Source organism: Bifidobacterium merycicum DSM 6492 (assembly GCF_900129045.1).
GTDB lineage: Bacteria > Actinomycetota > Actinomycetes > Actinomycetales > Bifidobacteriaceae > Bifidobacterium > Bifidobacterium merycicum.
This window is the reverse complement of the sequence record NZ_FQTX01000009.1, coordinates 12,263-36,186: the sequence shown is the minus strand read 5'-3', so window position 1 is coordinate 36,186 and position 23,924 is coordinate 12,263. Positions and strand designations below refer to the sequence as shown.

Annotated in this window: 14 protein-coding genes; 3 read left to right on the top strand and 11 right to left on the bottom strand. The window is 57.5% G+C overall.

Annotated elements, in window-relative coordinates:
* Positions 1 to 4: 4 nt before the first annotated feature.
* From csn2 to ileS, 5 genes are all read right to left on the bottom strand, one after another.
* Positions 5 to 667, bottom strand: coding sequence for a type II-A CRISPR-associated protein Csn2 (gene csn2, locus BUB29_RS09310; protein ID WP_033522164.1), 663 nt, complete (start codon positions 665 to 667; stop codon positions 5 to 7).
* Positions 664 to 939 carry a CRISPR-associated endonuclease Cas2 gene (gene cas2 / locus BUB29_RS09305; RefSeq protein WP_234945728.1) on the bottom strand — a complete coding sequence of 92 codons (276 nt, stop codon included), beginning with the start codon at positions 937 to 939 and terminating at the stop codon, positions 664 to 666. Before cas2 ends, csn2 begins: the two co-directional genes overlap by 4 nt.
* 26 nt (positions 940 to 965) lie before the next feature.
* Complete coding sequence (gene cas1, locus BUB29_RS09300; protein ID WP_033522168.1) at positions 966 to 1,850, bottom strand: type II CRISPR-associated endonuclease Cas1; 885 nt, start codon at positions 1,848 to 1,850, stop codon at positions 966 to 968.
* Between the two features lie 178 nt (positions 1,851 to 2,028).
* Positions 2,029 to 6,201, bottom strand: coding sequence for a type II CRISPR RNA-guided endonuclease Cas9 (gene cas9, locus BUB29_RS09295; RefSeq protein WP_033522170.1), 4,173 nt, complete (start codon positions 6,199 to 6,201; stop codon positions 2,029 to 2,031).
* A gap of 351 nt (positions 6,202 to 6,552) precedes the next feature.
* The gene (gene ileS, locus BUB29_RS09290) at positions 6,553 to 9,858 is read right to left on the bottom strand and encodes a mupirocin-resistant isoleucine--tRNA ligase (RefSeq protein WP_033522172.1); all 3,306 of its coding nucleotides are present in this window, start codon (positions 9,856 to 9,858) and stop codon (positions 6,553 to 6,555) included.
* A 474-nt stretch (positions 9,859 to 10,332) separates the two neighbouring features.
* On the opposite strand from ileS, the gene BUB29_RS09285 reads away from it, so the two are divergent.
* Positions 10,333 to 11,472: an alpha/beta hydrolase gene (locus BUB29_RS09285; protein WP_051914983.1), complete on the top strand. Its 1,140-nt coding sequence runs from the start codon at positions 10,333 to 10,335 to the stop codon at positions 11,470 to 11,472.
* 207 nt (positions 11,473 to 11,679) lie between these two features.
* Here the strand turns inward: BUB29_RS09285 and BUB29_RS09280 are convergent, their stop codons facing one another.
* From BUB29_RS09280 to BUB29_RS09265, 4 genes are all read right to left on the bottom strand, one after another.
* Positions 11,680 to 13,656, bottom strand: coding sequence for an ABC transporter ATP-binding protein (locus tag BUB29_RS09280; protein ID WP_033522202.1), 1,977 nt, complete (start codon positions 13,654 to 13,656; stop codon positions 11,680 to 11,682).
* Positions 13,657 to 13,796: 140 nt separating this feature from the next.
* The gene (locus BUB29_RS09275; protein WP_033522174.1) at positions 13,797 to 15,605 is read right to left on the bottom strand and encodes an ABC transporter ATP-binding protein; all 1,809 of its coding nucleotides are present in this window, start codon (positions 15,603 to 15,605) and stop codon (positions 13,797 to 13,799) included.
* Positions 15,602 to 16,219, bottom strand: coding sequence for a MarR family winged helix-turn-helix transcriptional regulator (locus BUB29_RS09270; RefSeq protein ID WP_234356131.1), 618 nt, complete (start codon positions 16,217 to 16,219; stop codon positions 15,602 to 15,604). Before BUB29_RS09270 ends, BUB29_RS09275 begins: the two co-directional genes overlap by 4 nt.
* 234 nt (positions 16,220 to 16,453) lie before the next feature.
* Positions 16,454 to 18,700, bottom strand: a complete 2,247-nt coding sequence (locus BUB29_RS09265) for an exo-alpha-(1->6)-L-arabinopyranosidase (protein WP_033522176.1) — start codon at positions 18,698 to 18,700, stop codon at positions 16,454 to 16,456.
* Positions 18,701 to 19,026: 326 nt separating this feature from the next.
* On the opposite strand from BUB29_RS09265, the gene BUB29_RS09260 reads away from it, so the two are divergent.
* Entirely contained in the window at positions 19,027 to 19,605 is a 579-nt protein-coding gene (locus tag BUB29_RS09260) for a TetR/AcrR family transcriptional regulator (protein ID WP_033522178.1), read from the top strand.
* A 211-nt stretch (positions 19,606 to 19,816) separates the two neighbouring features.
* Here BUB29_RS09260 and hdhA read toward each other — a convergent pair whose 3' ends face one another.
* A complete protein-coding gene (hdhA, locus tag BUB29_RS09255) occupies positions 19,817 to 20,650 on the bottom strand; it encodes a 7alpha-hydroxysteroid dehydrogenase (RefSeq protein WP_234945727.1) in 834 nt (277 codons plus the stop codon).
* A gap of 224 nt (positions 20,651 to 20,874) precedes the next feature.
* Between hdhA and BUB29_RS09250 the strand changes: the two genes are divergently transcribed.
* Positions 20,875 to 22,059, top strand: a complete 1,185-nt coding sequence (locus BUB29_RS09250) for a glycerate kinase family protein (protein ID WP_033522182.1) — start codon at positions 20,875 to 20,877, stop codon at positions 22,057 to 22,059.
* Between the two features lie 100 nt (positions 22,060 to 22,159).
* On the opposite strand, the gene BUB29_RS09245 is transcribed toward BUB29_RS09250, so the two are convergent.
* On the bottom strand, positions 22,160 to 23,731 hold the full coding sequence (locus BUB29_RS09245; RefSeq protein ID WP_234356133.1) for a DHA2 family efflux MFS transporter permease subunit: 1,572 nt from the start codon (positions 23,729 to 23,731) through the stop codon (positions 22,160 to 22,162).
* Positions 23,732 to 23,924 lie beyond the last annotated feature (193 nt).

Here is a 23,924-nt window from a genome sequence, read left to right as displayed (position 1 = left end):
CGTTCTATGAGAACTGAACATAGTCTCCATCGATATACTCGCTTCTTCCTTCTGTCAAAAGGACTTTTTTGTCGCAGCATTCTAGGTCAAGAAGCTGCATATGGTGTCTTAATAATTCTCGATGCAAATAAAGTAATTGGTCGTTATCACAATATTGAGTTATATGAAGCATCACAAGCATCCTGCTCTCGGCAAGAGCGCCGGCAGTATCAACTACCAGTTGAATTTTATCATAAAGAGAGCCCAGAGAACTGGTATCAACACGCGGTTTAGCCATTGCTATCATTGACTTTATGTCAACTTCATCAAGAATACTCAGAGGCAAATCCTCTCTCCATATTTCTTCTTGAATAATCGACTTTATCTCAGTTTGCAACAACAATAATCTACTCAATTCTTCAGGATTAAATCCGTCATTTAACTTCTTAAGTGCAGCCTTTTGAAACAAAGCATCATAATCTAGTACTCCCGCGCAATCACCTACGAATAGCACCTTCTTCGCCGTCAAAACCTCTTTATCACATTCCGTAAGAACAACATCATCATCTTCACCTCGAAGACCTTGCACGAATTTGTACAGCACACTTGGAAGCTCGCATGCGATTACGTTAAGACCTGGTTCCAGCGACACGGAATCCAAGGGATAGAAAACAATACTGTCAATCATATAATCACCGTCCTGTCATCCGAATCCCGAACATCGCTCTTTCCTCTTCCCAACAGAAATCTAATGGACGCATACTGTTTCTCAGTAACAATCAACGATTGAACCAGACCAGCACTCGGCACAAAACTCGCAACACGATTTTCCAGAAAGCGAGCCGATTCTCGAGTAGTAGCAATTCTCACATATACGGATTCCTGAACCATCAGGAAACCCTCCTGAATAAGATTCTTCCGAAAAGACGCATATTCTTTGCGCTCACTAGGCGTCTTCATCGGAAGATCGAAAAACACTATGACTCTCATGACTCTGTATCGCACCGCCAAAACCCCAATTCAGGAAGGCAGCCCTCCCCCGCCAGATACCGTAATGAATCACGAACGAATACATTGATTAATTGCGTAATTGTTGTCCCATATTGAGGCAGATCAGTCCTCATCAACTTGATGAGTTCTTCTTTAACTTCGCTTTCAAGAGACCTGCCGCTAAGCTTGAACACTTCCTGATCAACAAACGGGCGGAAGGGCTCCATAAAATCGCACGCCAAATTGAAAGGATTTCTCTCGCTATCATGATGAATACCGAATTCCGTAAGATAGCCTATTTCAGCTATTTTTCTAGCCACTTCTGACATAAGAATCGCATAACCGTAGTCCAGTAGTCCATTTATCTGATTGTCATCGTCAGATCTAACGAATTCGTACGTAAACAACCTCGGGAAATACATATGTGCAGCAACAGCCTCACGGTTATCAGAATCTCCAGACTTAACATCTGCAGCAAGTGCGCCGATTTTCTCCGCGTCAGAACAAGGACACCACCTCTCCAGCACCTGCATTTGATGAGCGATTTTCTCTTGAACAATACGCTGCCATAGGATATTCCTACGATCCTCCGACCAACACATCTGCTGAATAATGCATGAGCGACGACTCGATTCAGTCTCATATGGATTCGTCTCCCCAATCGGAAGATGCTTTTCGTCACAAAAGATGACTTTGACATCACGTTTCAATAGATTCGCCATCGCATTAGCCGTCACAACCGCTTGAGTCGTGGAAATCATCACAGTACCCAAATCATCAAGAGGAAACTGGTAAACGTCATCATCCGTCTGGACCACCAACAATTTTAATTTTGTCGAGATCTTGCAATGTTTGGTAATCACAACATTCCGCCACGCCATACTCACTCCATTGTGCTATTCTTATAAAGGATTGTTTGGTCGCAGTCCAAGGTGTCTAGGTCCTTGACCTGATAGGCATATATTGAAATAAAGCAAGACCCTTGGGTCAAGCTTCAGAAGGTTTTAGACCTGGCCTTATGGCCATGGGGCTCCCGGCAGCGCCGGGAGCCCCTCTTTCTTATCTCGCTCTCCTCTTCTTCAACTCGCCAACACTGATTCTCTTCTCAAACAGCCCAGACGGCGACTGGAAGATGAACTCGTCAGAATCAGCAAAAGTATATCCTGACTGATTACTCATGCGTCCCCACCTCCCACTCATTCCAAGAGCTTTCAAGTTCGCATTCTTTGCATCAGCATGCAGCATTCCTACCATTTCCCCGACAATTCTCTTCTTGTCTTCCGCAGAAACCTCGTTGAAAGCATTGTGGAAAGCAGACAAGCCAGTCTCGTCAAAACGCTGCTTCGGGTAATACTTCTGTATGGCATCCAAAATCACGTCAAGCATCTGGCAAAGCCGCGCTTCATCCACATCGATCGCAGAACTTATCACATCATCGAACAGACAATATTCCTTATATGGAAGCCATAGCTGCTGAGCATTATTCAGCTCAGTGGCAGACTTGACCGTAACCAAGGCCCCACCATAACGAATCAGCTGCATCGGAGGAATGTGACGTAGCAGAATGCGCGCCTTCCCATATTCCGGCTTTTTCTTAGCCAGAACCGCTCTCAGTGCATCGTCGGAAGGATGATCTCCCAACTCGGCGTATTCCTGCATCGTGATATTCACTAGACGTGTTTTCTTCTTCGCTTCAATCAGAACGACGTAGACCGTCTTCGCGCTCGAAAAGCCGCCATACAAAGCAGTATCCTGCTTGTGCTTATCGAAGGGGATGCCATTGACACCTTCCTTCGCTGAAGTTCCGTAACGGGTCTCGTTATACAACGCGCCAAAGCTATCACCCACCTTCTGAGTGATGAGCATCTTACGGTAATTCATCACCTTGCGAAGATATACTTTATCTTCATCATCCCAAGCAATCTCTCCCGTCTTAGGATTGATACGCTTGTCTGAATCCTGGGAATTCATCGAACCAACAATAAAGCCAAACGCTTTATTTCTTCTGCGCTCCCCAGCACTCATTTTCTCCCTGTATCCGCGCAGGTAATCCTGCAGATACAGATTGTAGGAATTCACTGCCCCATCGGAAACCATACCATTAGCGAAGAAGCCCCTATTAACGGCGAACTGGCCCGCAATACCGAGGCATAGCGCATCCTGTGCATGGTGATAGTCGTTAATGTCACGATTCTTATGAGAGAAACCAAGATATTGACGCATCTCCTTCGTTAGCTCGGAATTCAAACCGATTACCGCAGCGCTGTTTCCATAACGCTTACGCATGATGGTGGCGACGTTCTTCATAATCTGACGAGTCTCCACCAGCGAGCGCTGGACGAAACGCTCCTTCTCGTGGGAGGAGAAATCATTCTGACGGTTCAGTCTGTCGAACTTAACACGACTAATCAGACCAGCGTCCAACAGCTCCTGCCAGAAATTCCTCATACGGTTCGCGATTTCGGGCAGATACTGGAAAGAGTCCGTCTTTCTCGCGTTTGCCACGCGAGCTACCAAAACTCGATTATCCAGAGAATCATTCTGAGTCACGGCTTGTGGGATGATGTGATCGATATCGTAATCCGAAGAGAGCCTGTCAAGATTCAGGGGTTCTCCGGTATACATATCTTTACCAAGCTGCGTGTAGTACAGGAACAGCCTATCGTCTCGCAAATCATTATCACTGCACTCGTTCAATGATTCGGCGAGGTCCCGGAACTCCTTCTGCAATCCAGCACTCTTGTACAACCCCTGCAAACGGCTCTTTCGAGATACCGTTCGGGCGCTTTGCTGGACATCTCCCGCGAGTTCCAGGAAAATCCGCGACGGTTCCTTGCCTACTGCCTTCGAGATATCATCAATGACTCGAATCGCCTGATTAATACCTCTCTTGACCTTAGGCGAAACACGCAGGTCATCGATTATATCCTGATAGGAGTTCCCATCTTCGGCGCCAACGTTCTGCTGGTTAATCCACTCCCCGACGCCAAGATCCTTGTCGGTGATGATCTCCATGAAATTACGGTCGGTTTCCCGCATTATCTCGATAATGCTGTGTTTTGCAGGAGCGAAATCATTCCCGATCTTGCAAACAACTACCTTCGAGGTAAGAAGCTTTCTTGACAGCTTGCCCCATCCTGTGTAATGCGTATTGGAGAGTAGCTCGCAATTGGTTTCCGCCAGCTCGCCAAGCAGCTGCAGCTGATGTTTCAAAGTCTTTTTATCTTCAAACACCGTCTGCAACTCAATAATCTTCTCAACGACATCCTTATGACTATTCACATAGGAGGCTTTGAGCGTGCGGCACATCTTCCCATACGAAGACAGGGAGCTGACGAATTTCTTCTCGTCAGCCAAGCCGGAAATCTCATAGGTGTTCCCATATGTTCTGCGCAACAGATTTTCAGCAGCCTTCTTGGTGACCGTTGCTTGTTTGGCAAAAAGTTCTTCAAGCAACAGTTTCTTCTCATTGTGGCCGAGTCTCACGCGCCGCTTATCAGCCCAATGGTTGCCTGTACGAATAGACAGACGGACATTGTTCAACTCGTTAAGAACTTCGAATTCCTGGTACAGCAGGGAATTCTTTGGCAACGTCGTCTCGCCAAGCAGGTAACTGTCCGTGCCTACCAAGCTCTTAATGAATTCGTGTCCCGACTTATCCTTGTCGACCATCTCGTCAAAGTTCCAAGGCGTAATCACGCCCTTCTTCCTGCGAATCATCCAATGGTTTTCCCTATTATCGGACGACTGCATGTCATCACGCGATACCAGCGGACCAACATAATAAGGCACGCGGAAAGCAAGCAAACCTTCTAGCTTATTGACTTCCTTACCATCTTTGATATAGGTCTCCAGAAGGAAGGGATAATACCGTCCCTGTTTTTGGATGATTTTCTTCAACTCGTTCAGATGAAGCTGGTAGGGAATCACGCCATTGCCAGAGTCCCTTTGGACAGGGAACAACTCATCGTTTTCGATGTCGTGGAGAAGTCTTTCTTTCTCCTGATCAGGCAAAGCAGAACCTTTAATCAGCTCCTCAAAGAACTTGTTGGCTGCTTTGCGCTTGTTCTCATAATCCTTTGCACCGCGAATGCTTCTTCGCTGTCCTCCAACGATTTCCCAGCCTACGAGAGCGCCGTAGTTCTTGTTGATATTTTCTGCATTGGATTCCTCGCGGCAATAGCGCTTGATCAAGTCCCAATTCCGTTGATGCTGTTCATATCTCGCGCACATCGACTCAGAAATGCTTGTGAAATCTCCCAGCAACTGTTTCAGAGCGATGGCACTGTACTGTCGCCGAATACAGTCCAGAAAATCGCATTCATTATCTTCCAGCAGACCAGAATCACCGATTGCGACACGCTTCTCGTCATAATCGGCCTTGTTGAAATAGAGCGCGAGCGTTTTCTTGTCTTCCGGAGTGTATTCCTTATTAGGAAACACCTTCGTCAAATCAAGCTTGTTGCCTTCAAGACCGGCAAACACTGCGCTAATGATAGCCTCTTGGCGCTTCGATAATGCGGCACCTTCCTTGAGAATGGAGATTGCATTCTTAGCACGTATGGAGCGAGAGCCTTTGGTCGTGCACAGCGCTTCCGTCAGCCCATTCGCATCCGCTTGCAGCTCCAGATCCTCGTCAGTTTCGCCTTCATCAGCATATTGCAGAATTTCCGTGAGCAACTTGAGAAAATCCTCGACATCGAAAACCGAAGAAGGGGCCAATTCCCCTTCCGTGAGGAAATTGCCACGGTATTTCATCATGTGATGGATGGCGAGGTACACCTCTCGGATATCATGACGCTCATCATCTTCCATCAGACTCTTACGCAGATGGTAGATAGTCGGGTATTTCTCGTAAAAACGTTTATCCTGCTCATTCGAGTCAAACAGGACGCCACCGAACCAATGAGCTTCATTATTCTTATCTTCGGGGTGAACCCAAGAATACTTCCTTCGCATCAGGAAAGACGGATCCACCTCGGACAACGCCTGGTCAAACATCGAATCGAGCATACGTAGACGCCAACGACGACGGGAGTAACGTCTACGAGTGGTTCGTGCCATTCTGCGCTCTTCCGCCGTGGAAGCAGGTTCGAACAGTCTTGCGCCAATAAGTTCGTGCCCCTTCGCGCGAACAAGACGATAATTAGGAGTGAACGCCACCCAACCAACAGAAGCATTGCCTATATCCAGCGAGATGGCGTAATCTTCAACGATATTCTTCCGGCTCATAATACTCCATTGACGTAGAACTCTAATTTGCCCTCAAGTCTATTACAGGAAATAGCAGTATTCTCTCATTGACTTTTTAAGATTCTTCTGGGTTTTAACGTATCGCAACAATTGGAGCCTTTTCACTATCTCTTTGTACACATTTGTTGACAAAGAATTTCGGACATTTTTTCAAACGCAACGAGGGGCTGCCCATTCGCAAAGAATGAACAGCCCCTCACGCGAATCAGCGAAGCATCAACACAATGCTTCGGCAGAGTTCCGGCAGGCCGGCTTGACTTGGGCAGCGCAAAACCACACAAAACCACCCAAAATCAGCTGGCTAGTCGGCTAGCCACCCAGCCAACCACTTCAGGCCTTCGCGACCTCCACGCTCAGCTCGGCGCCGGCTTCGACGCTTACGCTGTCGGACGAGGTGTCGTGTGCCACGAGGTCCTTGAACTGTTCGACCTTGGCCACATCGTCCGCAGGCACGGTCACCTTCAGCGTGATGCGGTCGGAGATTTCCAGGCCGGCGGCCTTACGGGCTTCCTGCACGGCGCGGATCACGTCGCGGGCGTAGCCTTCGGCCAGCAGATCGTCGTTGAGCTCGGTGTCGAGGATCACGAAACCACCGGTCGGCAGCGCGGCGGAAACGGAGTTCGCGGCCTCATGCGCGTTCTCCTCCTCCACACGGTTGATCAGCTCGTATTCGCCTTTCTCAAGCGCGATCTCACCGTTCGGCGTCTCGCACACCGGCGCACCGTCCGCATTAACATGCCACGCACCGCTCTTGGACGCCTTGATCGCGAACTGCACGTCCTTACGCAGACGCTTGCCGGCCACACGCGCGTTCACGCGCAGCTCGTTCACGATCTTCAGGCCCTGGGAACCGGCATCCTCCAACGTGCAGAATTCAACGTCCTTCACGTTCAGTTCGGACTTCAGAATATCGGTGTACGCGGCCACGGCCTGCGGGTCCTCAACCACCACGGTCAGCTTGGCGAGCGGCTGACGCACGCGAATCTGCTTGGCCTTACGCATGGAAAGCGTGCCGGAAACAACCTCACGCACCTTCTCCATCGCGGCCACCAGCGCGGCGTCATCCTGCAGCACGGCGCCCGGTTCGGTGGTTTCGCCGGTCTGCTCATCCTTCAGGAACGGCCAGTCGGCCAGATGCACGGATTCGCCACCGGTCAGACCACGCCACACGGCTTCGGCTTCCATCGGAGCCAGCGGGGCCAGTACGCGCATGAAGGTTTCAAGCACGGTGTACAGCGTATTGAACGCGTTCTCGTCACCCGCACCGAAACGTTCACGGGTGTTGCGGATGTACCAGTTGGTCAGCACGTCGATGAAGTCGGACACCGCATCGCACGCGTCGGAAATGTAGAAATTGTCCAACGACTGCTGGGTCTGTTCGACCAGGCGACGCAGACGGGCCAGCAGGTAGCGGTCCATTTCCGGCAGCTTCGCCACTTCGTCGGCACGCAGCATACGGGCATCATACCCGGCGGCGTTCGCGTACAGGGTGAAGAAGTAGTAGGAGCTCCACACCGGCAGCATGACCTGGCGCACGGTGTCGCGAATACCATCCGCGGTCACGATCAGGTTGCCGCCGCGCAGGATCGGCGAGCTCATGAGGAACCAGCGCATGGCGTCGGAACCGAAATCGTTGAACACACCGTTCACATCCGGGTAGTTGCGCAGATGCTTCGACATCTTCTGGCCATCGGAGCCGAGCACGATGCCGTGGCAGATCACGTTCTTGAACGCCGGCTTGTCGAACAGGGCGGTCGCCATGACGTGCTGCACGTAGAACCAGCCACGGGTCTGGCCGATGTATTCCACAATGTAATCGCACGGGAAGTGCTGTTCGAAGGTTTCCTTGTTCTCGAACGGGTAATGGTACTGGGCGAAGCTCATGGAACCGGATTCGAACCAGCAGTCCATCACGTCGCTGATGCGGTGCATGTGGCTCTTGCCGGTCGGATCGTCCGGGTTGACGCGCGTCAGATCATCAATGTACGGGCGGTGCATGTTGACATTGCCATCATGGTCGCGCGGGTAGTCGCCGAAGTCGGCCTTCAGCTCCTCCAGCGAACCGTACACGTCCACGCGCGGGTACTTCGGATCGTCGGACACCCACACCGGAATCGGGGAACCCCAGAAACGGTTACGGGAAATGGACCAGTCACGTGCGTTGGCGAGCCACTTGCCGAACTGGCCATCCTTCACGTTGTCCGGAATCCAGTTGATCTGCTGGTTGAGTTCCAGCAGACGATCCTTGATCTTGGTCACGGAAACGAACCAGGAGCTCACCGGCTTGTAGATGAGCGGCGTGGCGCAACGCCAGCAGTGCGGGTAGGAGTGCACGTAGCTCTTCTCCTGGAAGAGGATGGCACGCTGCTCTTCGGGCACGCGGGCCAGCGGGCCGTCGCCGGCACGCAGGTTGCGCAGGATCGGCTTGTTCGCGTCGAACACGTACATGCCCTCATAATCCGGGCACAGCGACGTGAACTTGCAGCCCGCGTCAAGCACGTCCACGCTCTTGATGCCCTTGGCGTTGAGCGTGTTCATATCGTCCTCACCGTAAGGAGCCTGATGCACGAGGCCGGTACCTTCAACGGTGTCGACGTAATCGGCGGTGAAGATCTGGTAACCTTCCGGGCCCGGCACCTTGCCTTCCACGGCGTTCTCATCACCGGCGAAGTACGGGAACACCGGGTAGTAGCGCCAGCCTTCCATTTCGGAACCTTTGAGCTCGCGCACGATCTCGTAGTTCTCGCCGAGTTCCTTCTCGTAGGAGCCGAGCAGCGGCTTGCCGAGGTAGAACTTCTTGCCCGCGAACCTGCCTTCGGTCGGGCGCACCTCCACATAGTCGATGTCCGCGCCGACCACGATGGCGAAGTTGGTCGGGACAGTCCACGGGGTGGTGGTCCAGAACACTGCGTAGGCGTCCTCCTCGTCACGCAGCTTGACGGCCACAGACACGGTGGTGTCCTGACGATCCTGGTACACGTCCGCATCCATGCGCAGCTCGTGCGCACTCAGCGGCGTCTGATCCTTCGGACAGTACGGCAGCACACGGTATCCCTGGTACGCCAAGCCCTTGTCGTACAGCTGCTTGAACGCCCACATCACGGATTCCATGTACGGAATGTTCAGAGTCTTGTAGCCATGCTCGAAGTCAACCCAGCGAGCCTGACGGTGGACGTAATCCTTCCACTCGTTGGTGTACTTCAGCACGGAGGCACGGCAGGCATCGTTAAACTTGTCGATGCCCATTTCCTTGACCTGGTCGACGGAGTCGATGCCAAGCTCCTTCTGGGCTTCCAGCTCGGCGGGCAGACCGTGGGTATCCCAGCCGAACACGCGGTTGACTCTGTGGCCCTTCATGGTCTGGTAGCGCGGGATGACATCCTTGGCGTAGCCGGTCAGCAGGTGGCCGTAGTGCGGCAGACCGTTCGCGAACGGCGGGCCGTCGAAGAAGACGAACTCGTTCTGGCTGTGATCGCCGGAAGGCCTGCGATCGATGGACTTCTGGAAGGTGTCGTCCTTATCCCAGTAGTCGAGCACCGATTCCTCCAGCTTGGGGAAGCTGGGGTTCGGTGCGACGTTGGCGCTCTGCTCGCCGGCAGCCGCCTTCGGATACACATGATTGGTGGTTTCGCTCACCGTATGCTCCTCGTCACTTATCACTTCATTGGTATACGTACGAGGACGATCGGCCGGATTCCCGACCAACCGCGGTACCACCTCGCTTGCCGCGCATCGACCTTGCACGCACTGCCCTTTTGCCTTGCAGCTCGCATGCAACATCGCGGCACGACCGCTTGATGCTCGGCTATGTCGGGCCGATCCCGTCGGTTCTACTGAGTATGGACGTTCGCCGTTCGGCTCGCGCTCACGCTGTTCTTCCGAAAGCTCCCCGCTGATGACGGATCATCGCCTTTGTGCTTTCGCGTTTTCAGCGACCAACTGTACCACGGCGGGCGAACGAGATACGGAGGTTTCGCACGTATCGGACACTCCCCTCCCCCGCAGGTTCCCGCAGGTTCCCGCATGTTCCCGCAGGCTCCCGCATGTTCCCACGGATGGGCGGTAGACTGCAAATGCCCCATACAACGCGGTAAGGATGAGAGGACGACGATGAACGATCAGAATCAGACCCAAAACACAGAATCCAACGAAACGAACGAAACGAACGCGAGCGCCGCGGTCCCGTATGTTTCGGAGGAGATGTTGCGCAATGCGGAGGCGTGGACGGAGACGGATGGCGATCTGGCCGGTGTTTCCCCGGAGCGTGCCGCTGGGATGAGGGCGATGCGTTATGGTTCGATCCTGTGTGATACGCCGCGTTCCGCGTTGTGGCATACGCCTGAGGGCATTGATACGTTTGCGGATATTGCGTATCTGCCGGATGGCGGGTATGACAAGGCTGCGGGGCAGTGCCGTGGTCATTTGCTGGATGTGTATCTGCCGCATGATGCGGTGTTGCGTGGCGGTAAGACGTTGCCGGTGTATGTCGATATTCATGGTGGCGGGTTCACGTATGGATATAAGGAGTTGAACCGTAATTTCAACGTGCATTTGGCCGATCGTGGGTTTGCGGTGTTTTCGTTGAATTATCGTCCGGCGCCGCAGACTGATTTGCGTGGACAGTTGGCTGACGTGCAGGCGGCGTTGCGGTGGATCAAGGCGCATTTGGCGGATTATCCGGTTGATCCGAGCGCGGTGTTTTTGACGGGTGATTCGGCGGGTGGCGCGTTGACGATGTTGACGCTTGCGATTGAGAATAATGCGGAGGCTGCGGCGACGTTCGGCGTTGATGAGCCGTCGGGTATCGGTTTTGCGGGTGCGGCTCCGGTGTGCGGCACGTATAGTCTTGCTTCCGCGGACCGGGTGGCCGGGGCCGGGGTAGCCGGAGCCGGTGAGGCTTGCGGCATGTATGATCCGGCCGACCGTAAGCGCCTCGAGGAAATGCTTGGCGTGGAGTTCTTCGCGGGGCTTGAGGATGCCGATCCGAAGTTCATGACGGTTGAAGGTTTGGTGGCCAATGTTGATTTTCCGCCGTTGTTCATCACGACGTGCGCTGACGATTTCCTGGAGGCCGATAATCTTGCGTTGGCATGCGCCTTGTCTCGTAAGGGCGCTGATTTCGAATTGTTCGATCCGAAGCCGAAGCGTCATGAGTCGTTGGGTCATGTGTTCGTGATCGGCATGCCATGGCTGCCGGAGAGCGTGGAATGCTTGGATCGCATCCGCAGCTTCTCCTACGACCGTTGCTGAGCGGCGGTCTGCCTATTCCCTGAGCCCTCGGAAACACGATGGATTTCATTACGAATCCGGAGCAAATAAACTGAGACATATGCGGCAGGGGGCTGCGACCCATATGGATCGCAGCCCCCTGTTTTCGTTTCGGCTCATCCGAACCAACTCATCCGAACCAACTCATCCGAACCAGCTCATCCGAACCGGAGACATACCGAAACCGGCTTACTCCAGCTCCACGGCTCCCGTGTACAGCTGGTAGTATTCGCCCTTCTGCGCGATGAGCTCGTCATGCGAGCCGCGTTCGATGATGCGGCCGTGGTCGAGCACCATGATCACGTCGGAGTTGCGCACGGTGGACAGGCGGTGCGCGATCACGAACACGGTGCGTCCCTTCATGAGGTTGTCCATGCCGGCCTGCACCACTTCCTCGGTGCGGGTGTCGATGGACGAAGTCGCCTCGTCGAGGATCATCGCGGGCGGATCGGCCACCGCGGCACGCGCGATGGAGATCAGCTGGCGTTGGCCTTGCGAAAGTCCGGAACCGTCACCTTCGAGCACGGTCTGGTAGCCGTTGGACAGCATGCGGATGAAGCTGTCCGCGTTGGTGAGTTTCGCGGCGGCGATGCACTCCTCGTCGGTGGCGTCGAGCCTGCCGTAGCGGATGTTGTCCATCACGGTTCCGGTGAACAGGTTTACGTCCTGCAACACGATGCCGAGCGAATGGCGCAGGTCAGGCTTGCGGATGCCATTGACGGAGATGCCGTCGTACAGGATCATGCCTTCCTGAATGTCGTAGAACCGGTTGATGAGGTTGGTCACCGTGGTCTTTCCCGCGCCGGTCGCGCCGACGAGCGCGATCTTCTGGCCGGGCTTGGCGAACCAGGTGATGTCGTGCAGCACCGGCTTGTCAGGGTTGTAGCCAAAGGTCACGTCGGTGAAGCGCACGTCGCCGCGCAGCAAGGTCAGACGACCGTCCGGCGAGGTGATGGCTTCTTCCTTCGCCTTCCGCGCTACTTCCGCGGCCTTCGGGCTCAGGGATTGCGCGGCCTTGAGCGAACGGCTGCCGTCGTCGCTCTCCTCGCGCTTCCACGCCCAATGGCCGGTCTCGTGATCGACTTCGGTCATGGTGCGCCCGTCCTCACTGAGTTCGACGTTGACGAGCGTGACGGTGCCGCCGTCATCCTCGGGCTTCTCGTCCATCAGCTGGAAGATGCGGGATGCACCGGCGAGCGCCATCATCACCATGTTGAACTGCATGGAGACCTGGCCGAGCGGGTTGACGAAGGAGCGGGACAGGGTCAGCAGTGAGATGAGGGTGCCGAGCGTGAGTGTGCCCGCGCCGGAGAGGCCGAAGTTGCCGACGCCGGCGAGCGCCATGCATCCGCCGACGATGGCGAGCAGGATGTACAGGATGTACCCCATGTTGCCTACGACCGGCATGGTGACGTTGCCCCAGGTGTTCGCTTCGGCGGATGCTTTGAACAGTTCCTCGTTCTTCTCGTCGAAGGTGTTCTGGGTGGCGTCCTCGTGGTTGAAGACCTTAATGACCTTCTGGCCGTTGACGGATTCCTCGACGAAGGCGTTCACGTCGCCGATCCACATCTGCTGCTTGACGAAGTAGCGGCCGGAGCGGGAGACAATGGCGCGTACGACGGCGAAGAGGATCGCGGCGAAGACGAGCACGAATATGGTCACCGGCACGGACAGCCACAGCATGGAGACGAGCGCCGCGAGCGCGGAGATCGCGGAGGAGAACATCTGCGGGAAGGATTGGCTGATGGCCTGGCGCAGGGTGTCGGTGTCGTTGGTGTAGCGGCTCATGATGTCGCCGTGTTCGTTGGTGTCGAAGTAGCGGATCGGCAGGGTCTGCTGGTGGGCGAACATGTCGTCGCGGATCTTCTTGAGGGTGCCTTGTTCGACGGTGACGATGAGCCACTGCCATAGCCAGCTGCAGAAGGTGCCGGCGGCGTAAAGGCATCCCATGAGGGTCAGTGCGCGTAGCAATGGCGCCCAGTCGGGGTTCTTCACGCCGACCATGGGCAGGATGTAGTCGTCGATCAGTGCTTGCAGGAACAGTGCGGCTCCGGCTTGTGCCGCCGCGCCGACGAGAATGCACAGTACGACGATGGCGACATGCCACTTGTATTGGAAGATGTATCCGAAGATGCGTTTGGTGGTGCCGGGTGCCGCTTTGTCCATGCCTTTCGGACTGCCGTGCGGCGCTTCGACGTTGGATTGCTTGCCGTTGCCCGGCTTACCGTTAACTGTCTTACCGTTGGCCGCCGGCTGGTTCGCGGTGCGGGTTGTATCGGTTGTTTCGCTCATTTCCTTGCCTCCTCTCATTGCAGTTCCTCGGGCTGCGCCTGGTTCTTGGTCTGCGATTCGTAGATGGACCGGTATTCGTCGCAGGTGTTCAGCAGTTCCTCGTGGGTGCCGGATGCCATGATGCGCCCCTGATCCATGACGAGGATCATGTCGGATTCCTGCACGGATGCGACGCGCTGGGCGATGATGATCTTGGTGGTGTCGGGGATCTCGTGGTGGAACGCGGCGCGGATCAGCTGATCGGTTTTGGTGTCGACCGCGGAGGTGGAGTCGTCGAGGATGAGGATCTTCGGCTTCTTCAGCAGGGCGCGGGCGATGCACAGGCGCTGGCGCTGGCCACCGGAGACGTTGGTGCCGCCCTGTTCGATGTAGGTGTCGTATTTGTCGGGGAATTCCTGGATGAACCCGTCGGCCTGCGCGAGCTGGCAGGCGTGGCGGATTTCCTCGTCGCTGGCGTTCGGATTGCCCCAACGCAGGTTTTCGGCGATGGTGCCGCTGAACAGCACGTTCTTCTGCAACACCATGGCGACCTGGTCGCGCAGGATTTCCATGTCGTAGTCGCGCACGTCGATGCCGCCGACCTTAAGCGAGCCGGAGGTCACGTCGTACAGGCGGGGCACGAGCTGCACGAGACTGGATTTCGCGGAACCGGTGCCGCCGACGATGCCGACGGTCATGCCGGAGCGGATCTTCAGGTTGATGTCGTCAAGCACGGGCTTTTCGGAGTTGTCGGAGTAGCGGAAGGTGACGTGATCGAATTCGATGGATCCGTCGGCGACTTCCTTGATCGGATGCTCGGGGTCGCTTACCGTGCTTTCCTCGTTGAGCACCTGGCAGATGCGTTCCGCGGATGCCTGGGAGATGATGCACATCACGAAGATCATGGAGAGCATCATCATGGCCATGAGGATCTGCATGGCGTAGGTGACCAGTGCGGTCAGATCGCCGGTGGTCAGGCCGAGTGCGGCGTTGTTGCCGGATGCCACGATCTGTTGTGCGCCCATCCATGCGATGAGAAGCATCGTGCCGTACACGCAGACCATCATGAGCGGGTTGTTGAAGCTCATGACGCGTTCGGCCTTGGTGAAGTCCTTGAAGATGCGCTGGGAGATGCGGTCGAACTTGCCGATCTCATGGGATTCGCGGGTGTAGGACTTGACGACGCGGATGCCTTGCAGATTCTCGTCGACCACGTTGTTGAGCTTGTCGTAGGTGTGGAACACGCGTTCGAACACCGGGTGCACGAGCACCGCCAGACCGCACAGGCCGATGGCGAGGATCGGGATGCAGGCGAGGAACACGAGGGAGATCGATGGGCTGATGCGGAACGCGAAGATCCAGGCGACGACGACCATGATCGGGGCGCGTACGCCCATGCGGATGATCATCGAATAGGCGTTCTGCAGATTGGTGACATCGGTGGTCAGTCGGGTGATGATCGAACCGGTGGAGAACCGGTCGATGTTGGTGAAGCTGAAGCCCTGCACCTTCTCGAATTCATCGTGACGCAGGTTCTTGGCGAAGCCGGCGCCCGCGATCGCGGCGAATTTGCCGGCGAGGAAGCCCGCGGTGAGCGAGCAGATTGAGCAGACCAGCAGGATGAGACCGAATTTGATGATGGCCGGCATGCTGCCGCCGCTGATGCCCTCATCGATGAGCGATGCCATCACCGTGGGGATGAGGATTTCCAGAACACCTTCGATGGCCACCGTCACCGGGGCGAGGATGCTGACTTTCTTATATTCGCGCAGGGATCTGCCGAGTGTGCGCAGCACATGCTGTTTGGGCCGCTTGGCTTGCGTCGCGGCTGTCGCTGTCGTCACTGTTCTTCCTTTCTGTCTTCTTCGTCGTCGTTCATGCCATCGCCTGCCGTATGGTCCGGCCCGTCGGCCGGTTCGCATAGGTCGAGGCTGGGATATTGCCGGGAGTCGCCGAGCTTGCCGGATGCCACCAGATTGGTTTGCATGACGTCGAGCACATGCATGAATCCGCGGATGTCATCGTCGTCGAGCCCACGCAGCAGAACACGTTCCATGCTCTCGGCGTTCTCGCGCAGCATCGTGGCGATGGTCCTGGACTGTTCCGTGAGCACGATCCGTTTCATCCTCGCGTCGTGCGGCACCGGTTCGCGGGCGATGAGCCCCTTGCGTTCCATCAGCCCCAGTACCCGGCAGGATGTCGAGCGCGTTATGCCGAAACGCTGTTCGATGTCCTGGGGGAAGACATCCTCGCCCTTATGATGGTCGAGGTAGACGATGATGTCCACGTTGCCGCTGCTCAGGCCGTCGATCATGTCGGGTTGCGTCACCTTGAGGTAACGGTTGATGACGTTGTGCACGGACCGCAAGGCCACGCTCGGCGGCTTGCATACCCCTTCGCTCCAACTGTCGATGATCGACGCGCTCAACGATTCCCTATTCGGTTGTTCGTTGTTCACACGCAACAGCATAACCCGTTGCATATACAACTGTTGTACATGCAACAATTGGCGTGTTGCGGGCGGCGCGCATTCGGTGGCGCACCAACGCAAACAGCGAGGCCGAGAGGTCTGCCCCGCACCGGTTCAAAGCGAATCAGACCCCTCGGCCTCATGTCTCTATCAGATTACCCCTAGACAGGTAATCCCTCAATGTGCAGTTATTCCTTGCTCAGAGAGCCGCACACCAAGCGTTCAGCCGACGAGCTTGGCATAGCCGTCCAGCATGAACGAGCTGATCGCCTTGCCGCTCTCGCCCATCAGCGTGGACATGGAGTTGATCGGCATGGAGCCGAGGAACATGCGCATCATGTCGTTGTCGGGCAGCTTCGGCAGTTCGCCGCGCTCACCCGCCTCACGCACATCGGCCACCACCTTCGAGCCGACCGGGTCGGCGGACCACTCGCCGAAAGTGGACCATTCGGTCAACGGCAGGGCCTTGCCGTCACCGTCGAGCGCAACCGTGGCGACGCCGGCGATATCACGGCTGGACATGCCGACCTCGATGCCGTATTCGCCTGCCTCCACATGCCAGTCGTTGAACTTCTCGGACCAGTAGGCGAAGGCGCTCTCGTCCAAATCGAAGGACACTTCGGCGGATTCATGAGCCTTGAGGAATACCTTCCTGAAGGCCTTGAGCTCATGCTTCGGACGGGCCACGTCGGCCTTGCCCGGCGCGACGTAAACCTGCACCGTCTCCGCGGCGTCCACGTCGGACGTGTTGGTGACGGTCGCGCTGACACGCGCCGTGTTCGCACCGGTCTTGACGGCCTTGACGCCACCGATCTCGAAGGTGGCGTAGCTCAGGCCGTAACCGAACGGATAGTCGACGGCCTTGCCGTAGGTGTCGTAGTAGCGGTAGCCGACGAACACGCCTTCGCCGTAGTCGACATGCCCCTCCTCACCCGGCCAGTTGATCATGCTCGGGTCGTCGTTGATGTCCATCGGCACGCTCTGCGCGAGCTTGCCGGACGGGCTCACGTCACCGAAGATCACGTCGGCGAGCGCCGCACCGCCGGCCTGGCCGAGCAGCCAGGATTCGAGGATGCCCTTGGCGTTGTTCGCCCACGGGGCTACGGAGACGACCGAACCGTTGGACAGGATGACCACGACGTTCTTGTTTTCGGCGGCCACGGCCTTGAGCAGTTCGATCTGCTTGGCGGGGATGTCGAGGGTGTCGCGGTCGAAGCCTTCGGATTCGGCGGCTTCCGGCAGGCCGAGGAACATGAGGACCACGTCGGCGTCGCGTGCGGCGATCACGGCTTCGGCTTCGAGGGCCGGGTCGGTGGGTTCGAGGTCGAGGGTGAAGCCCGGTGCGAAGTCGACGGGCACGCCGCGTTCGGCGAGAGCGTCGAGGAAACCGGTCATCTTGGTCGGGGTGATGTGCGAGGAGCCGCCGCCCTGGTAGCGCGGGGTGCGGGCGAATTCGCCGATGACGGCGATCTTGGCGTCGCGGGAGACCGGCAGGATCGCGTCATCGTTCTTGAGCAGCACCATGGATTCGACCGCGGCGCGGCGGGCGATCTCGTTATGCGCGTCCACGTCGAACCGGTAGTCTTCGACGCTCATGGCGGCGCGGGTCTTGTTGACCAGGTCGATCATGCCTTGCGCCATGCGGTCGAGCTGTTCCGGCTGGATGCGCCCGTCGCGTGCGGCGTACACGATCTGGTCGTCGGTGTAGGTCGGCGGCATTTCGAGGTTGAGTCCGGCGTTGAGGGATGCGACGCGATCATGGTCGGCGCCCCAGTCGCTCATGACGATGCCTTCAAACCCCCACTCGTCGCGCAGCACGTCGGTGAGCAGCCAGCGATTCTGCGCGGAGTGCACGCCGTTGATGCGGTTGTAGGAGCACATGATGGTCCACGGCTGGGCGGTTTTGACGATGTGCTCGAAGGCCGGGAAGTAGATTTCGCGCAGCGCGCGCTGGGAGATGTTGGCGGATACGCGCAGACGGTCGGTCTCCTGGTTGTTGGCCGCGAAGTGCTTGAGCGAGGTGCCCACGCCCTTGGACTGCACGCCGGCGACGATGCCGACTGCCTCATGGCCGGCCAGATACGGGTCTTCGGACCAATATTCGAAGCAGCGGCCGCCGAGCGGGTTGCGCTTGATGTTGACGCCGGGGCCGAGGATGACGGCGACCTTTTCCTGGATGCATTCCTCGCCCATGGCTTCGCCGACTTGGCGGATGAGTTCGGGGTTCCAGGAGCTGGACAGGCCTGCGGCGGGCGGGAAGCAAGTTGCGGGCACGGAGTCGTTGAGGTCGGTTTCGCCGGTGTTGGATGCCAGCGACTTGCGCAGGCCGTGGGGGCCGTCGGTGATCATGTAGCCGGGGATGCCTTTGGCTTCGACGCCCTGCAGATGCCAGGCGTCGCCGCCGGAGGTCAGGGACGCCTCCTCTTCGAGCGTCAGGTCGTTGACGGACGGGTAGGTGTTGTCGCTCATAGTGCTTCTTTCTGCCTTTCGCGAGATTCGTTGCGCCGGTATCCGATTCACCTGCGAATCACTACCGACCGATTGGTAGGTACTTTATCAAAACGCTCCTTACGACACGCCAATCATCCTTGAGATTCCAACCGACCGAACGTAAGGTGATTGCAGTACATCGCGTATATATCCGTATACATCCACGTACGTTCGTGTATGTCCGCATATGTCCGCATATGTCCGCATATGTCCGCATATGTCAACATAACGTTCATGCGCACGGTGTCCATATACGATTCGTGCGCACGGACCCGTACGCACGGCACGACAGGCAGGGAGGCAACATGGTCAACGGTGAGGTCGACCGGAGGAACGAGATCCTCAAGGCGGCGGTCGAATGCTTCGGCACACTCGGATACTACGGCACCTCGCTGCAGCGGATCGCCACCAAGGTCGGCCTCACCAAAGCCGGCATCCTGCATTACGTCGGCAGCAAGGAGGGACTGCTGACCGCGGTGCTCGACGACATGTACGACCGCGAGACGGAGGACGTGACCGCTGACATGGTGCGCAGGGACAGTCCGCTGATCGCCGACATGTGGCGCGGAATCGTGGCCATCAACGCGAAACGCCCCGACCTGGTGCACATGTTCTCCACGCTGAGCGCCGAGGCATTGGATCCCGATCATCCCGCACACGACTACTTCGCCAATCGGGAGGAACAGGTCGTGGACGTCGCCGCGAACATCCGATGGCACGTGCCCGACGGCGTCGACGCCGAACGGATGCTACGCGCGGGATTCGCGATGATGGACGGCGTGCAACTGCGCTGGCTGCGCTCCCCCGGCCAGGACCTCAACGCCATGTGGGCGCAATGCGAGGATGTGCTGTTTCCCCTGCCACTGTGGGAGGGATACCGCTAAGCGGCGCTTCCCCTATCCTCCCCCCCTCCCCTCCCTTCCTTCCCTTTCTTCCTCGTTTTCAGACAGAATCCAGCCAAATCTGTCCGAAAACGAGGAACCGAAACGCCCCACATCCCCAAAATCAGACAGAAACGGGCTATTTTTGTCTGATTTCGGGGAAGCACGTCAGAATCCATTCCGAATTCGCCGCAGCGCAGCGAAACGACAACCGTCAGGCGGCGCGGGACTTGTCCTGCAGGTCGCCGAACACCGGAGTGGCCAGACCGAAGCCGCCGCACACCTCCAGAATCTGACCGGTGGTGAACTGCGATTCGTCGGAAGCGAAATACAGCACGGCGTTCGCGATCTCCTCCGGCGTGGCCATGCGGCGAATCGGCGTGTGATGCAGAAAGAACTCGCGGAATTCGTCGTTCAACGTGTTCTGCACCGCGTCGGTGGCGGTCATGCCCGGCAGCACCGCATTGCAACGAATGTTCTTGCGGGCCTCATGCACGGCGATCAGCTTGGTCAGATAGTTGATGGCCGCCTTGGACGTGCCGTAGCCGATCTGAGAAATGTCCGGCACGGCGCCGCCGATGGACGAAATATTGATGATGCTGCCGGACTTGCGTTCGGCCATATGCTTCAACGCCGCCTGCGACGTGATGAACACGGACTTGAGGTTGATGTCGACGGTATCGATGAACTCCTGCGGATTGGTGTGTTCGATGTCAAGATCCTTGGCCGGGTTGGACGTGCCGAAATTGTTGACAAGCACGTCGATGCGACCCTCATTGGCCACGACCTCCTCCACTGCGGACACGTAGGTTTCATCCTTGGACGCGTCGTTGTACACGAACTTCACCGTTCCGGGCAGGTTCCCCTGCGCAAGCTGGTCGATCTTCCCCTGGGCGCGTTCGGCGTTACGGGCGGCCATGTAGACGGTCGCGCCTTCCTCGGCGAACCGTTTCACAATCGCATAGCCGATGCCCCTCGTCGACGCGGTGGCCATCGCCACCTTGCCGGCCAGACGGCCTGCGGTTGCAGTCATTGCAGTTTCACTCATATCAGACCTCTTTTGTGGTACATGCATGACCATCCATCATATTCCCGTAGCATGTGAGCGCTCGCAGAGCGAGGTTTGCGTGACATCGCACGGCACTACGCATCGCACGGCACGGCGGCGGAACCGTGACGTCGGCACTGCGGCGGCACGACAGCGGCATAGCTGCGGTATAGCATGGAACGACTGGAATCAAGCGGAAAAGAAAAGACGGTTGGAGGAACGGCATGCGTTATCTTGTGGCACCGGATTCGTTCAAGGAAGCAGCGTCGGCGCAATCCGTCGCACAGGCGATGAAGCGCGGCATCCTAACCGCCGATCCGTACGCGGAATGCCGACTGATGCCACTTTCGGACGGCGGTGAGGGACTGACCGACGCTCTGGTGCACGCCACCGGCGGTGACATGCGCACTGTCGAGACGGTCGACGCGCTCGGCAGGCCCGTCACCGCACGGTTCGGATTCCTTGGAAACCGCGAAGATCCCGACGATGCGGCAGGCGTCCGCAATCATGAACGTATCGCGGTGATCGAACTGGCTTCGGCCAGCGGATTGGAACGCATTTCCCCCGCCGACCGCGATCCGCTCACGGCATCCACGTTCGGCACCGGAGAAACGATCCGTACCGCAATCGAGGCAGGCGCGACCCGCATACTGCTCGGATTGGGCGGCAGCGCCACCACGGATGGCGGCACCGGCTTGGCGCGTGCGCTCGGCTATCGGTTCCTCGACCGCAATGGGCGGGAGCTGGAGCCAGGCGGCGGGGCGTTGACACGGTTGGCGCGAATCGACGATTCGGCGGTGAGCGAGGCCGTGAAGCGGATGCCGATCACCTTGGCGTGTGACGTGACCAATCCGCTGACCGGCGAACATGGCGCGGCTCGGGTGTTCGCGCCGCAGAAAGGCGCCGATCCCAAGCAGGTCGAGTTGCTTGATCACGGGTTGGCGCGGTTGGCGGATGCGATTGAAACGTTCAACGGGCGGAACGTGCGTGACATGCCGGGCGCGGGCGCCGCGGGCGGCACCGGAGGCGGACTGATGGGATTGTTCAACGCATCCATGCGTTCGGGGATCGACTTGGTGCTTGAACTGACGCATGGACGGGAAGCGTGCGAATGGGCCGATGTCGTGATCACCGGCGAAGGATCGATCGACGCTCAGACCCCGTATGGCAAAGTGCCGAGTGGTATCGCGCAACTGGCGAAATCATGCGGAAAACCGACGATTGCGCTCGGCGGGACGGTGACACGCGACCCACGTACCATCGCATGGCTTAAGGAAACCGGCATCATCGCGGTATTCGGTATCGCACCGGGCGCGGCCGGTCTGCCGGCCCTGCTCGCCGACACCGAACGAAATGCCGAAGCGACCTGCGCCGCAATCGCCGCCACCTTGCAGCTGCACGTCGCCTAGCCTCCATCCCCATTTTCAGACAGAAAAAGCCCAATTCTGTCTGAAAATGGGGAAACGGGAGCCGCAACCCGGGGAAACGGGAGCCGCAAAACCCGGGAATCTAGGCTTCTTCGGGCATCGCGCGACGCACGGAATAGCGGAACATGAGCAGCGCCAAGATTTCGCCGCATACCGCCATGCCGAGGAACAGCCACATGCTGGTGGAGAATCCGGCGACATACGCGTCGGACTGCGCCATACCGGCAGCCGTGTTCGCACCGGCGAATTCGGCGATGAGCGTGGACGCCACGGCGGTGCCAATTGCGCCAGCCAACTGCTGCACGGTGTTCATCACCGCGGAACCGTCCGCGTTCATGCGGGCGGGCAGCTGGTTCAACGCATGGGTCTGATCGGGCACAAGCACGAAACCGGACGCGGCCATGAACAACGCATACGCGATGGCGACCGTCCACTCGCGCGCACTGCCGAACATCATGGCAACATCCATGATCGCCACGCCGACGAATCCGCAGGCGATGAACTTCGGCGGGAAATGGTTCCTCAACGCGCCGCCGATCATCGGTGCCGAAATCGCGCCGATCACAGCGCCAGGCAGCAGAATCAGCGCGGCCGTCATCGACGTGTGTCCAAGTCCGCGCTGCAGCAGGATCGGCAGCAGGAAGTTCACGCCGAGCACTCCGCCGGACGACATGAGCAGGATCAGCATGCCCAAAGTGAATCCGGAATGGGCGAAGGTGCGCACTTCGATCAGTGGATGTTCCATGCGCAACTGCACGGCGGCGAACACGCCCAGCACCGCGATGGCACCGATCAGCACCGTCCAGAACCGCCAATCGCCGTTCCACTGCGCGAAGAAGCTGGCCGCAACGATGATGCCAGTCAGGCCGAGCGCGATGAGCAGCAGCGACGGCGCCGACAGGTATCCCTTCTCACCATGCCGGATGTCGGGAATGGTCGCGATGCCAAGAACGAGGGAGATAACGAGGAACGGGATCATGGCGCAGAAAATCCAATGCCAGTTGAGGAATTCCATGACCAGTCCGCCGAACACCGGGCCAATCGCGGGCGCAGCGCAAGTGACGAGACTGACCAGACCGAGCATCATGCCGCGCTTGTCGAACGGCGCTTTTTCAAGGATGATGTTGGTCAGCAACGGCAGCGAGACGCCCGTGCCCAAAGCCATGACAAGTCGTGCGGCGAGCAGCATCGGGAAATTCACCGCGAGCGCGCCGACCACCGTGCCCGTGGAGAACAGGGCGACGGCTGCGATGAACAGTCCTTTGGTGGAGAAGGTGCGTACCATGAACGGCGATGTCGGGATCGCCACGGAAAGCAGCAGCAGATAACCGGTGGTGAGCCATTGCACCACGTCGGCGGAGATGGCGAATTCACCCATCAGGGTGGAATAGGCGATGTTGAGCGATGTTTCCGACAGGATGCCGAGGAAGGTCAGGATGGCGAGCGCCACCACCACGATGATGAGTTTGCCTTCGCTCATGTAACCGTTGTCGGCGTGGCTATTGGCGTGGCTATTGGCGTGGTTGTCGGACTGTTTGCCGGCCTGGCCGCTGTCTCGCCCGCTGACTTGCCCGCCGGCCTGGCCGTTGACCGGCGTACCGGTCGACTGGTCGATGCGCTGCCCGTCGCGCCGGGTTTCCCGCTGTTGCGTCATATTCCTCCTTTGGCCTTCCGGCTGTTTCGCGCATGTCGCGATGGCGATGCCGGCATGGTCTTGTTTCAATGCACGGGTTTCAATGCACAGGTTTCAATGCACGGTTATATCTAAAGGAGGAATGTTACGTGAAATTTGGTGGTGGCCGTGGGGCGTCCGTTGGATGCCAAACGCCCAACGGCCACCGTTTCGC